The following is a 14,257-nucleotide window of genomic DNA, read 5'->3' as shown; positions in this document are numbered from 1 at the left end:
GGGCAAGCAATGGGAATTTGTCGGTAGTAACTATGGCTATTCGTCGATTTTTTCTCGTTTTTGGGGTTTCGCTCAGCCTAGCCACTAGTGCCATCGCCCCGGCAACGAGGGCAGCAGCAACGCTGACTAATGGGTCAGAGCTGCAAACCTCAGAGGTGCTCGTTGCTCAGAGTATGCCGAGGCGTCTGCTGCGAGCACCTTTGAGAATTATGACGAGCATCTCGCCAGCCCTATTGCTGGCCAGCCTGAGCCTGGCGGGCGGCGCGTTTATTGCCCTGACCTGGCTGCATGTGTATCAACAGCAGCGACGCTGGCAGCGGATGGAGCTGGCCCGCCAGGAGGTGAAGGCCTTTCGCGAGCGTCCGGCTGTCAAAAACGTGCTGGATATTCTCGACTATGAGGAGTACCGCACGTTTTACGTCAACCACCCCGAGGATGGTCGGCCAATTAGCTTTGAGGCCACTGACTACCGGCTGCGGCGGGCGCTGCGATCGCACGATCAGATGGTCAAAATGCGCAATGGCCTCGATGAGATCAAGCGTCTGGCCAGCCAGAACAATGCGATCGCCCCCAAAACCCTGGATCTGGTGCAGCAGTACGACAACCAAGAGTTCATCATCGAAGTCACCCTGCGCGACTGGTTTGACTCGTTTTTGGGCGGACTGGAATATTTTGAAATTATGATCGAGTCGGGGCTAGTGATGGCCGAGGAGATCAAGCCCTTCATTATTCACTGGATTCGGTTGATTGGCGATCGCCGCTACCGCCGCAAGGGCGGCTCGGGCTTCTACGACAAGCTGTCTCACTACATTCACTGGGCGGGCTACGGGCGGGTGCAAAAGCTGTTTGAGCGCTTTGGCTTCAAAATTTTGCCGCCCCCCTACTCTACCCATGACTTCAGCGGCATCGAGACCGATGACAGCAAGTACGACACCTACCGCGCCCTGTGCCTGGCCAAAGCCGCTCACCTAGTCTACGAAGACCGCGACTATGTCACCGACATTTCGCGGCTGTGGCTCAGCGACGACATCGACAACCGCTGGAAGCAGCTCAACGCCCGCAGGTATGTGGTCGAGGTGATCAAAGACTGGCTACAGGAGGGCGAAAAAACCAGCATCCGCGATATCCGCGACAATTTCATGTACCTCGACATGCGCCTCACTGACACCCAGGCATTCCTATTTCGGCGCGACAACAACCTGATTTTGGTGTTTAAGGGCACCCAGCAGCTCACCGACTGGAAGACCAACCTCAAGATTCGCCTGAAAGAATTTACGGTGCTGGCCGATCAGGAGGCAGTGCCCCCCACCGGACGGGTTCACCGAGGCTTTTTAGACGCTTGGCAAAGCGTGGAAAAGCAGGTGGTTTACTACCTGAGAAAGTGGCGCACCCCAGAGACCAAGCTGTGGGTCACCGGCCACAGCCTCGGCGGTGCCCTGGCGGCAGTGGCCACAATTTCCTTAGAAACCCAGGGGTTTGAGGTCAGCGGGCTCTATACCTTTGGCCAGCCCCGAGTGGCCGACTGGAAGTTGGTGAACTACATGAACGCGCGGATGGGCGATCGCATCGTCCGCTACGTCAACAACAACGACATCGTGCCAATAATTCCACCTCAGATTATTCCCTGGGTGCCAACGCGGGTGTACGGCCACATGGGTCAGTTTCGCTACTTCAACGACTCGGGCAGCCTGCGCCGCCAATCCTTTATGTTCCAGCGCTTCCCTGATCGCCTGTTTGGCATGATTCGCGCCATTGTCACCTCGGGCACCCCCGACGCGGTGGATGACCACAAGATGGAGTTCTACGTGGCCAACCTGCAAAAGGCGCTGAACCGCGAAGAAGAAGAGGCCAAGCTGGAGATTGAGCGGGGTCAGATCAGCGGCGACTTTGTGGAAGGCATGAAAGAACGTATGCGGGCGCGGCGCAGCAGCCCTGAGGGGTAAATGGGTGAGGAGTGAGGGGTAAGGGGTAGGAGGTTAATGTTTTCTCGATCCATCTAATCCCCTACTCCCCACCCCCTACGGCAGCGGCACAAAGTCATACCCAGTGCCTGAACGAGTACCGGGTTTAACTTCGACTAGCAGCACGGTGGTATTGCGATCGCCCGACGGCAAGAAGCTAATCGCCCCTGTGGATCCATTAGCTGAGAATCCTTGCGCGGCCAACGCCTGACCGATCGCAGTTCGCCCTGAAGTATCGCTGCCGGGGGCCACATTTCCGACTGTGCGGGCTGAACTCAACACCTGAAACGCGTCGTAGCTGAGGGCCGTGCGCCAGTTGACATCGCCGCCCCAGAGGCTAGAGGAGGTCTGGGCAAAAGGCGGGGTCGATTTGAGCGGGTGCCAGGGCACAGTCACCACGGTGCCCGTCAGGCTGGCCCCGCCCTTTTCTAGAGCATCAATGCGGTAGAAAGCATCGCCAGCCAGCACCGGCAGCTGGCCATTGTTGAGCTGGGCGACGGCGATCGCCGCATCAAAGGTGGCCGAGTCGGGCAGCAGCACTATGGCATCGGCCCCGCTGTCCTGGAGTTCGGCGGTGGGGTTGCCCTGGGAGAGATCGACCAGTTTGGCCACCTGCCCACCCTCCAGCCCCACGGTGGTGGAGAACGCGTCTTGCAGCGACTTGCTGTAGGAGCTTTGGGAGTTGTAGAACACGATGGGCTTGGTCTTGCCCAGGGTGAGCATGTGGCGGGCCAGGGTGGTGCCGGTAAACTGGTCGCTGGGAATAACCCGAAAAACGAAATTACCGCCCTCCCTGGGCACCGTAGCCAACTCTGTAGTGGTGCTGGTGGGGGAGATCATCGGCAGCTGGCCCTGTTGGTAGACGGGGGCAGCGGCTAGGGTCGTGGTGCTGGTGCCGTGGCCGATGACGCCGACGACGTTGGGGTCTTGGACAAGGGCATTGGCGATCGCAGCCGCCTGACCGGCATCGTTGCCATCGTCCGCAATCAGCACCTTCACAGGCGTTCCAGCCTTGATTGCCTCATCCTGGGCCTGAGCCACTCCCCGCAGCAGCTCGCGGGCGGTGTTGGGGTTATCGCCAATGGGCACCACAGCAGCGATACCCAGGGCGGGGGTAGCCCCAATGCGAGCATTGTTGAGGTAGATCAGCGCTTCGGGGTCGTTGCGGACGGCCTTACGGGCAGCGTCAAAGCGAGCAGCGGCGGTAGCATAGTCGCCCGAGGCGTAGGCGGCAGCTCCGGCTTGCATGTCAGCGTTGGAGGTATCGGTGAAGAGGATGCGATCGCCCCAGCTCAGAGCATTGGCAACATCAGCAGGCTGGCCTGGAGTGTTCGTTGGTGTAGCGGTGGTGGTGGTTGTCCCGGTACCAGCATTGGCATCCGTGGGGGTCGTCGGCACCGCCGTCGGAGTCTGGGGCGCATCCTTACGCACAAAGGCGTTGTAGCCCGTGAAGCCCAGCGCGGCTAGAAAGATAAGTGCCCCAACCCCCGCGATCAGCGGAGCGATAGACTTGCTCTTTTTCAGCGGTTGACCGCAGATTTCACACTTCTGGGCCGTGGTGGTGTTTTCTTCGTAGCCGCACTTGGGGCAGGTGACGTGGTTGAAGCTGTCGGTCATGGTAAATGGGTGGATGAGTAGAGGGTGGATGGGCGGTGGGGAGAGGGTTGAGTTTTGAGTTTTGAATTAAAGAAGTCAGGTAGGTTGGGTGCAACGAAGTGGAACCCAACAATCCCCACGAGCATTAGGTTACGCTGGCGCTGCACCCAACCTAGGACTAGGACATGCCAAGAACTCAAAACTAAGCATTCAAAACTCAAAACTTTCTGCTTAGGGTCGGTTCATTTCGGCGCGCACGTTCTCCTCAATGGTGGCGACCTGCTCGTTGGTGAGGCCGAGTTCTTCCTGGAGGTCGAGCAGTTGGGCCTGCTCTTCTAGGTCAATCTCGCCGTCGTTGTCGAGAAAGGCGCGGAACATCAACCCGTATTCGGCAGCGGCGTGCTCGACGGTGTTTTGGGGTTGGTATTGGGCGGCGATCGCATTGGCATCCCCTACCGAAACCCCGTACTTCACCCGAAATTTCTCCAGCAGTTCTAGCTCTGTAGGCGAAGGATTGCCGCGCCGATAGCAAGTTTCGACTAGCTTGGCGTATTTGACTAGGTTCTCAGAGTCGAGGGAGGGGGGTGGTGAGGAAGACGGGGCGGCGGTGGAGATGGCGGCAGGAGCCGCGGGAGCATCTGAGGGAATAAAGAGGCGGTGGGTGGTGACAAAGTTGGAGATCGCCGCCTGAATGCGCTTGTAATCCTCGCTGTCAGGGCCGCCGGGGAGGGTTTGCTCCCGCTGTTGCAGATAGGTCATCACCTGGTCGTAAAGGGCCTGCTTTTGGGGTTTGGTGGCGGCCTGTTCGCCGATCGCCCGAATCGCGCCATCCAGAGTTTCGGCCAGGCGACGGTTCTGGTCGGTGAGCAAAAAGTCCTCGGCCTCCTGCCAGGTCGTTCCCATCACCTCAGTTTGGTCAAAGCCAGTGAGCTTGTTGCGGTAGGTGAATTTGACCTCGGCAAAGCCCGTCACCCGGTTGTCTTCCTGGCGTACCAGGCCCAGGGCGTTGGCCAGCATCAGGTTATAGCGGGCCTGGCGCTCGTTGCTGGTTTCGGGCATGACATCGCCAAACTGGCGATAGTCCTGGTGGGTATGCAGGGGGTTGTGGTCGGCCTGGCTGACGGCGCGGTAGAGCGATCGCATCCGCTCCATGCCCTCAATCAACCGCAGCGGGAAAGCGCCAATCTCCTGCACAAAGTAGATGTGGTAGGGGTCGTTGAGGGGACGAATTTCTTTGTCGGTGACGGTGCTGGTTTTGCGAATCATCGGCAGCAAGGCCGAGACGGCGGGGTCGGTGGGTTTGCTGCCGCCCTGGATGCCGACGAGTTTTTGGTACTTCTCTAGCTTGTCATCCCAGCCCAGTTTCTTTTGCTCCTGACTGAGGCGCAAAAAGGCTTCCGATTTCTCAAAAGTGGTTTTGATCTGGGCCTCCTGCATTTCCACGGTGGGGTACTGCTCCAGAAATTTGCGGGCGGTGGAGATGTCGAGCTGGCTGCGACGGCGAAACACATCCATGGCCTGACCCAGCAGCCGTTCGTAGAGATCCTTAGTTTTCAGTGCGTCGTAGGGGTAGAGGTCAAACAGGCGCACCCGCAGTTCTTCGAGCACCTGCTGGGAGAGGGTTTGGCAGAGGGTTTCTTCCTGGTCGGCGACGGTTTTGCGGTAGGCGGCGTCGATTTCCTTTTCGTCGTAGAGCAGAATGCCGTTGACGGTGAGACCACCGGTTTCGCGGGTGTAAACGCGCTCTTTGTCCTTCAGTTCGACCTGGACGTTGCTCAGCACCGTCTCAAAGGCGGTGAGATCGACTAAGAGCTGGTCAATTTCTTCGCGCAGGCCGTCGAGCAGCATCACCCCCAAGGTGCGGGCTTTGACCTCGACCTTGGAGACATAGACCTGCTCTAGGGCCTGCATGATGCCCTGAAAGTCGTCTTCGATGACTTTCTTGCGGTTGAGCATCATCATCTGCTTGGCGTGATCGTCGATCTGCTTTAGCAGGGTTTGCAGGGCGTTTTGGGCCGATCGCTCACGAGGCAGCCAATATTTCTGCCGATCTTGGTCAAATCTGCTGCGAAAGTCGGCAAACACCTCAATTAAGACTTCCAAAAACTGGCGGGTAAACTTCGGCCCTCGAAAGCGATCTTCCACCATCAGGTAGACTGCCGCCCTCAGCTCCTTGCGCTTTTCGGGGATTAGCCAGGTGAGGTTGTCCCACATTTTTTGAAAGTAGTCGCTCCAGCGCTTGGGGTCGGTGCCGGTGTCGTGGAAGTGGGGGGCATATTTTTCCTGCTCGTTGGAGATGAACCGTTGCAGGTTCTCGAAGGGGATATTCAAGTCGTTGCGGCGCTTGCGGATGCCCGCTGCCCAGTCGGCGACTTCTTTGGCGTAGGGCTTTTTGTTGTCGCCCATGCTGATGCTGTCGATGATCTGGTGGTCATGCTCTGACTCGGCCAAAAATAGGCCGGGCAGAATCTCGGTACGAATCAGGTCGGACATCGCCGCTGGAGCCGGGGTGGGGTTGCTCCACCAGTCCACCAGCTTGCCTGCCAGGCGAGCAGAACAAGCATTCAGCACCCGCTCCACCGGAAACTGAATGCTGGAGAGGCCAAAGCTCATGAAGTTTTGCGGGTAGCCCAGGGCGTCGGGGCTGGCCCAGTGCTTGCGCACGTTGTCGCGCACCAGCTTTTTGTACTGGCTAAAGCCGGAGCTAAAGTCGAGAAACACGTTCTGGGCCACCATTTCCAACACGTCACCCAGGGTGGGGAAGGTGACTTTGTCGTTGCTGTTGCCCACTAGGTAGGTGAAGTTGAAGGGCACATCTAGCCCGCTCTGGCTGGTGATGCGATCGCTCTGGCTGTCGCTGTACTGCACGTCAAAGCGGGTGTCGCCCCGGCTGTAGTGGTTCAGCTCCATCAGGGCGGCGTAGGCGTTGGCAATGACGCGATCGCCCAATCCCGAAAAGGCCCCCGGCAGCACCAAAAAAGCGCTGGTCTGGGGCAGTTCTGAGACGGGTACCCAGTCGCGCAGGTTGTAGGCCAAGTCCATCACCATACCGGAGCCGGTGCCGCCGGAGAGCGAGCAGACTACGAAGATGTTGATGCCCTTGTCGAGCTGCACCTTCCAGCGATCGAGCATGAATTTCTCATGGCCGACGATGCGCCCCTTGGCCTTGGTGAAGTAGTCCTTGATCAGCGGGTAGTTGAGGCTAAAGGCAAACCGCCCCAGGGCGCGAATCTGGCCCGCCCCCGAGAGAATCGAGTCGGTACCCTTCAGCTCGCTGGGGAACCACTCGTCCAGGTATTGGTAGGCCGAGAGCTTGTTGAGAATGGCCTTGGCGTCTTCGACCTTGGCCCACACCTGCTCGATGGGTCGCAGGGAAATGTCTTGCTTGAGCACCGTTTGGGCTTCGGAGACACGGGCGTTTTGCTCGGTGTCAATGTGCAAAAACGAGACGATCGGCAGGGCGTCGAGGGAGCCATACTGCTCCACGATCATGCGGCGAATTTTGATCAGAATCTCTTTGCCAGTGCCCCCGACGCCAATGATGACGGTGGGGGTCATGCCGGTATATTCGCTCATAGGTGGGGCACCGAGGGAGGGCTACTGCCTGTTAGGTTTCCCCAGTAACTTCCGTAGGACTACGGGCATTCCGCAAAGGCTTATCAAAAGTTGACAATCTACAGTAACTCTCCCTATTCCAGCCCGGCTTGCCTTAGGTCGATGGAGATTTGACCCAAGATAGGGCCTGTGGGGCGATCGCGTCCTAAAAAAAGTTAAGCCTAGGGGCCACGGCGACTTGTCTCAGCGGTGGGATCGCTAGACTTTAGAAGCAACGGCACCTCAGGCACTATGTTTAGATATTTTGCCTGGCTGCACTCTGCCCCTACCTGCCATACCTGTGACCTATTCCCCCCCCAAAAACCTGCGAGCCCGTCGATTCCTGCCCTGGCTGGTGGCCATTACTCTGCTGCTGGTGTTCTCGGGCAGCCTGGTGCACCTGCTCACCGAGTCGTGGTGGTTTGAGTCGGTGGGCTACGCGCCAGTGTTTTGGGTTCGCATCAAGTGGCAGCTAGCCCTAGGGGTGGGGTCGTTTATCTTCTACGGCGGAGTGCTGTGGGCCAACTATCAGATGGCGCGGCGGCTGACCCGCGATCGCGCCTACCATTTGTCGAGCCGCTACACCGACCCGGCCCAGCGCCAGCAGATCGAACGCTTCATCCATCTGGGAACAGCAGGGCTGGTTTTTCTGCTCTCGCTGGGGGTGGCGCTGCGCACCGCGTCGGCCTGGCAGACGGTGCTGCAATTTTTTAACCCCACCGAGTTTGGCACCGCTGACCCCATTTTTCAGCGCGACATTGGCTTTTATATGTTCAAGCTGCCCCTGTGGCAGGGGCTGCAAGACAACCTGCTGGGTCTGCTGGTGTGGTCGCTGCTGCTGGCCAGCGCCGTGTATGCTCTCAAGGGGGAGGTGCGTCCCGAGCGCGGCTGGAAGTACTTTCTCACCGGGGAGGCCAAAGCCCACCTGTGCCTGCTGTTGACGGCGATCGCAGTAGTGCTAGCGGGGGGCTTCTGGCTCGATCGCTTTTCGCTGCTTTACTCCGACAGCGGCGTCATCTTTGGGGCGGGCTACACCGATGTCCATGCCCGACTCCAGTCTTTTTGGCTGATGGGGTTTGTCACCCTGGCGGTGGCGGCGCTGTTTCTGATTGCCCTGGGGCGCAGCGGCTTTTCGCTGCCAATTTTTGGCATTGTGATCTATCTGGGCGTGCTGGTGTTGGTCAACGGCCTGTACCCCTGGGTTCAGCAAAACTTTGTGGTGGAGCCCAATGAGCTCACTATGGAGCGCCCCTATATCGAGCACAATATTGCCTTTACCCGCGAGGCCTATAGCCTCACCAGCGTGGTGTCAGAGCCCTTTCCCGCCGACAACAGCCTCGATCGCGCGGTGCTCGACGCCAATGAGCCCACCATCGGCAACATTCGCCTGTGGGACTACGCGCCGCTGCTAAGTACCTACAAGCAGCTGCAAGAAATTCGCCTCTACTACAACTTTGAAGATGTGGATGTTGACCGCTACACCCTCAACGGCGACTACCGCCAGGTCACCCTCTCGGCCCGCGAGCTACCGGTCGAGCAATTGCCCCCCGAAGCCCAAAACTGGATCAACCGCCAGCTCAAATTTACCCACGGCTTTGGCATCGTGATGAGCCCGGTCAACCAGGTCACCCCCAACGGGCTGCCCGACTTTTTTATTCGCAATGTGCCCCCGGTTTCCACCGTCGATTTGCCCCTCGACCAGCCCCGCCTCTACTACGGCGAAAGCACTCGCAACTACATCTTTACGGGGGCCAATACCGACGAGTTTGACTATCCCCAGGGGGATACCAATGCGGCTTACCGCTACACCGGGGAGGGCGGCGTGCCGCTCAACTCGTGGCTGCGGCGGCTGGCCTACGCCTTCGATTTGGGCAACGTGCGGGTGCTGATTTCTAATTATTTCAGCCCCGAAACCCGCATTCACTACCACCGGCTGATTACCGAGCGGGTGCGCCAGGTGGCCCCCTTTCTCACCTACGACAGCGACCCCTACCCGGCGGTGATCGACGGGCGCATCAAGTGGGTTTTGGATGGCTACACCAGCAGCGATCGCTATCCCTACTCCGAGCCGCTCAACCGCCGCACCGACATGGTCTCGCTGGTGGAAAACACCAGCCCGCTGATGCGAAACGGCGTCAACTATATTCGCGATGCGGTCAAGGTCTTTATCGACGCCTACGATGGCAGCCTGGAGTTCTACGCGCGCGATCGCGATGACCCGCTGCTGGCCACTTACAGCCGCATTTTTCCGGGTCTGTTTAAACCCATCGAAGAGATTCCCGCAAGCTACCGCGAGCACCTGCGCTACCCCCAGGATATTTTTACCGTGCAGGCCCAGATGTACCGCGCCTACCACATGGAAAACCCTGAGGTGTTCTACAACCGCGAAGACCTATGGCGCTTTCCCGAGCATGGGGAGGAGGGCGCAGTGGAGCCGATGGAGCCCTACTACGTGATTATGAAGCTGCCCCAGCTAGAGGGAGAGGAGTTTATGCAAATTCTCCCCTTTACTCCGGCCAACCGCGACAACATGATCGCCTGGATGGCGGGCGGCTCGGATGGCGACAACTACGGCAATCTGCTGCTCTACGAATTTCCGAAGCAGGAGCTGGTGTTTGGCCCCACCCAGATCGAGGCCCGCATCAGCCAGACCCCGGAAATTTCTGAGCAGCTCACCCTCTGGAGCCAGCAGGGCTCGGGGGTCATTCGCGGTACCCTGCTGGTGATCCCCGTCGAGCAGTCGCTGCTCTATGTTCAGCCGATTTATTTACGAGCCGACCAGGGTGAGTTGCCCGCGCTGCAACGGGTGATTGTGGCCTACAGCGATCGCGTCGTCATGCGCGAAACTCTGGATCAAAGCCTGGATGCCATCTTTGGCGATGCGATCGCCCCACCCCCTGCCCCCGCCGATCCCGGTGCCGAACCGGCACCACCTAGCACTGTGTCCGATTTGGTGCAGTCGGCGCTGGAATCATACCAAAGTGGTCAGCAGGCTCTCCAGCAGGGCGATTGGCAGCGCTACGGCGAAGCCCAGCAGCAGCTAGAGCGCGCTTTACAGGAGCTGAATCAACAAAATCCGTAACATTTAGGGCCTGTAACATTTGGGGTGACATTACCCCGGGTTTACACCCTGTGACCCGATGATTGTGTCAATATCAGCGACCGCGGGCATACTATAGGGAATTCTCCGGCCTGTGCGCTGAATTCATCGAATTCAATAGACCCCTATGTCTAATCCGCCCCCCACTGTTCTGCAACTGGCCCGTCAGGGTGACCCAGAGGCGATCGCGGCTCTGATGAACCGCCACCTAGAGGCCCAGGGTATTACTGCCCACGTGGTGCACCACGACAGCACCCTCCAGGTGAACCTAGAGTCCGCCCAAATTCCCAACCAGGCCGATCTAGTTGCCTATGTCAAAAAAGGCATCACCGGGCTGGAGCTAGCCACCGTTCAACAGCTGACCGTCAGCGGTAAACAACTGGGGGCTGACACCAGCGCCTGGAGCGAAAACCTGGTGCTGCAAGACTCCCCAGTTAGCGATCTGGACTTTGACCTAGGTCTAGCGCCCACCCCGACCAGCGATGACCTCGACCTTGGGTTTGACCTCGACAGCACCAGTAGTGCCGACCTCGACCTCGATCAGCTAGGCGACTTTGACGCAGCCCTGGGCGATGACTTCGGCGGTGCCGACCTCGACTTAGGGTTTACCGATAGCCCCAGCGATCTCGACCTCGATGCTCCATCCGACTTTGACCTAAGCTTTACCGACGATAGCGCCAGCGACTTTGATCCCGACCTGACCGACACTAGCCTCACCGACAGCGGTACAGACCTAGGGGCTGCCGATGATTTTGGCCTAGAGTTCACGGATGCCTCTGCCAACGCCAGCGATCTCGACTTCGATCTAGGCCTTGGCGAAGATCCGAGCGATGCTAGAGCCACCGATCTAGATTTTGATCTGGGATTCTCTGAGCCCACCGCCACCGAGCCCGCTGCCGACTTCGATCTCGATCTGGCCCTGGCCGATACCCCCGCCGCTGACCTGGGCGTCACCGAAGACTCAGGGAGCGCCACCGCCGACATAGCAGAACTTGATTTTGACTTAGGCCTAGACGATGCTCCCGCAGGTGCCGCAGATGACCTGGGCTTTGATCTAGATCTGATCGATGAACCCGCTGAGGGTGCCCCAGCGAGCGACTTTGACCTCGATTTAGGCATGGGCGACCTCGAGATGGGTGACGAATTTGCCGGGGCTTCAGAGAATGATCTAGATTTAGGTCTTGAACCATCTCCAATGGCAGCGGCTGACACCGATCTAGATTTTGATCTGGATGGGGAAGAACCCAGCGCCCCCGATGGATCAGACGCTGATGATGATCTAGATCTTGGACTAGAGGATGCACCTAATGGGGCCAGCGATGAACTCAACTTTGACCTAGGAACCGACGACAGTGTCCTAGATCTAGATTTTGCCGCTGATGATGATCTAGATCTTGGACTAGAGGATGCACCTAATGGGGCCAGCGATGAACTCAACTTTGACCTAGGAACCGACGACAGTGTCCTAGATCTAGATTTTGCCGCTGATGATGATCTAGATCTTGGACTGGAGGATGCACCCACTGAGGCCAGCGATGGGCTCAACTTTGACCTACCGACCGGCGACAACGCCGCCTTAGACCTAGATTTTGCCGCTGCCGATGAAGCGGCTCTTCTGGGTTTAGAGGCTGATCAATGGCCTGCCGCTAGCGACTCTGACGCCGTTGCTGATTTTGATCTCGACGTTGAGGCCGATCCAGAGCTGACTGAGAGTGTGGGCGATAGGGAAGCGATCGCTGAGTTAGAGGCGATCACCTCCGACGACCTCAACTTTGACATCAACACCCCGGCGGCTCCCCCCACAGCCCCTGACATCGATAGCGATCTAGACGACCTTTGGAGCAGCGGCGACGCCAGCCCAGATTTGGGCAGCATCCCCACCCCAGGCCCAGCAGACAGCACGGCCGACCCCTGGCCCACCGATCTGTCTGGGATGGATGACTTAGTCGGTTTTGACGATGGCTTGAGCGACGAAGCTAGCCTTTCTGAGGAACTGACCAACCTGGAGGACATTCCCAGCGATCTAGATCTGCCTGGGGTAGAACCCGATCCCCTAGGGGTCACCGAGTTCGATGCCGAACTCGGCCTGGGGTTTGAGGATCCAGGATTCGATCCAGAAGCCCCTATGGCTGAGGAAATCACACCCACCGCCGATGCGTTCTCTGACCTCGATTTGGGTACTGGCTACGCTACACCAGACCTGGAAACGGGTTCAGAGAATTTGGCCCCCGAGCTTTTAGCCCCAGAAGATTTAGCCTTTGAGGATTTAGGTGCCGCTGCTGATCTCGACCTCACCGAAGCTGCCGCCTTGGGCAGCGGTGACTGGGCATCAGTTGAACCAGATCTGACCGTCGATGCCGACCCTGGCCTGGAATCTTACGACGATCTAGACGCCTACGACGATCTGGGAGCCGCTGATTTTGCCGCTGCTGACCTTGACCTAGCGGCAGACGAACTCAGTGTTGAAGCGATCGACACCCCCATCTCCAACGATTTTGAGCTAGAAGCCACTTCAGAAGATTTGCTCCTAGAGCCGCCGAGCGCAGATACTTTTCCTGGGGAGAGCGTCTCGGAGTTTCCCGAGGCCGAGGTTCCCCCCTGGGCCGCAGAGGACAGCAGCTTTGACCCCAACCTCGTCCTAGACTCCCCTGTCGACTTCGAGGTCGAGCCCGAGACTGCGTTTGATCCTAGCCTGAGCTTCGATCCTCAGGCTGAGACTCCCTACACCACTCCTAATCCCTTTGAAGCCGAGGCCTACGGGACAGGCTTTGATGCCGACACCGATATGCCCTTCTCAACCATGGAGTTAGACCAGACCGTTGAGGGCGACTTTATCCCCGATCTCGCCATGCCTGGCGAACCTGGCGACATTGACGATACCTTTCTAGGGCAGCCCGAGGATTATGCTGCTGGGGCTGCACCGGCTTCTGTCGTCGGGATCAGCGATGACATAATGGCCGATCCGGCCTTTGAGTCCGTTGAGTTTGGCAACGACGAGCTGGATTCTCCCGGCTTTGAGTCCGCAGGACTCAGCGACGAAGGCTTTGAGATCCAGGATTTCGGCGATGAAGGCTTTGAAGATGAAGGGTTTGATGCCGGGGGGTTTAGCGACAGTTCCCTAGACAGCAATGGATTCATTCAAGACCGCAATGGGGGGGCATTAGTAGATGATGAACCCGACGCCACCGACGATTTCATTCAAGAGTTTGGCTCAGACCCCTCTACCCACGTCTCTCTCTCCCCAGAGCAGTTTAACGACGACGGCAGCGTCCGCCGGGCAGGAGGAGGGTCTAGCTTACCCATGCGCCTAATTTTAGGCTTGGGTTTGGGGGCTTTGGCGCTAGCTCTGGTGGGCCTGCTGCTCAACGGGCTGCTAGGCCGTCTACGGCAGCCTTCCCCGGTGGGCGATCCTAGGATCACCGAGCCTGCGGTACCGCCTCCAGTCGACCCAGCGGCAGTGGCCGAAGAGGATCTATTTAGGCAAGCGGTTAATGCGGCCCAAACCGCAGCCAACCAGGCCCAAACCGCCAGTACTCCGGCCCAATGGCAGGAGGTGGCCGACGCTTGGGCCCAAGCGATCGCTCTCATGCAGCGCGTCCCCACCTCTGACCCCAACTACGCCACTGCCCAGCAAAAGGCAGTTGACTATCAGCCCAACCTTAACTACGCCCGGCAAAACGCTCAGTAGCCCTTTGTCCTACTAGAGTCGGGGTAAATGCAAACGTCACCTAGAGTGAGTCCTGAATCCTAAGTTTTCTCTCCTCACATCTTGCACCTGGTAATCTGAACTTCAAACCCCTGCTGCTGTAGTAAGGGACGTTTTCGCTCGATGTCTGCCAGCAGCAGGTAAACCAGCACATCGGCCAGTGCGGCTTCCATTATAGCTATAGCCACTTAGGTTAGGACGCGGCTTGCTTGAGGACGGCCTCAATGGCAGCCCGCAGACCATCATCATGAGGAAGGGCTTTTCGAATCCGGCTTTTCAACCACCCCCAGCACTTTTCAA

The 14,257-nt window shown here is 58.4% G+C and carries 5 protein-coding genes; 3 read left to right on the top strand and 2 right to left on the bottom strand.

Annotation, left to right across the window (positions count from 1 at the left end):
• Positions 1–32: 32 nt before the first annotated feature.
• On the top strand, positions 33–1,943 hold the full coding sequence (locus VB780_RS14305; RefSeq protein ID WP_323351836.1) for a lipase family protein: 1,911 nt from the start codon (positions 33–35) through the stop codon (positions 1,941–1,943).
• Between the two features lie 75 nt (positions 1,944–2,018).
• Here the strand turns inward: VB780_RS14305 and VB780_RS14300 are convergent, their stop codons facing one another.
• Both VB780_RS14300 and VB780_RS14295 read right to left on the bottom strand, forming a co-directional pair.
• The gene (locus VB780_RS14300) at positions 2,019–3,578 is read right to left on the bottom strand and encodes an ABC transporter substrate-binding protein (RefSeq protein WP_323351835.1); all 1,560 of its coding nucleotides are present in this window, start codon (positions 3,576–3,578) and stop codon (positions 2,019–2,021) included.
• Positions 3,579–3,788: 210 nt separating this feature from the next.
• The gene (locus tag VB780_RS14295; protein WP_323351834.1) at positions 3,789–7,133 is read right to left on the bottom strand and encodes a tubulin-like doman-containing protein; all 3,345 of its coding nucleotides are present in this window, start codon (positions 7,131–7,133) and stop codon (positions 3,789–3,791) included.
• A gap of 319 nt (positions 7,134–7,452) precedes the next feature.
• Between VB780_RS14295 and VB780_RS14290 the strand changes: the two genes are divergently transcribed.
• On the top strand, positions 7,453–10,233 hold the full coding sequence (locus VB780_RS14290; protein ID WP_323351833.1) for a UPF0182 family protein: 2,781 nt from the start codon (positions 7,453–7,455) through the stop codon (positions 10,231–10,233).
• Positions 10,234–10,378: 145 nt separating this feature from the next.
• Positions 10,379–13,939, top strand: coding sequence for a hypothetical protein (locus tag VB780_RS14285; protein WP_323351832.1), 3,561 nt, complete (start codon positions 10,379–10,381; stop codon positions 13,937–13,939).
• Positions 13,940–14,257 lie beyond the last annotated feature (318 nt).

Origin of the sequence: Leptolyngbya sp. CCNP1308, assembly GCF_034932455.1 — a bacterium.
Lineage (GTDB): Bacteria > Cyanobacteriota > Cyanobacteriia > Phormidesmidales > Phormidesmidaceae > Nodosilinea.
Note: the sequence above shows the minus strand (reverse complement) of the source record. Positions and strands in the feature narration are given on the sequence as shown.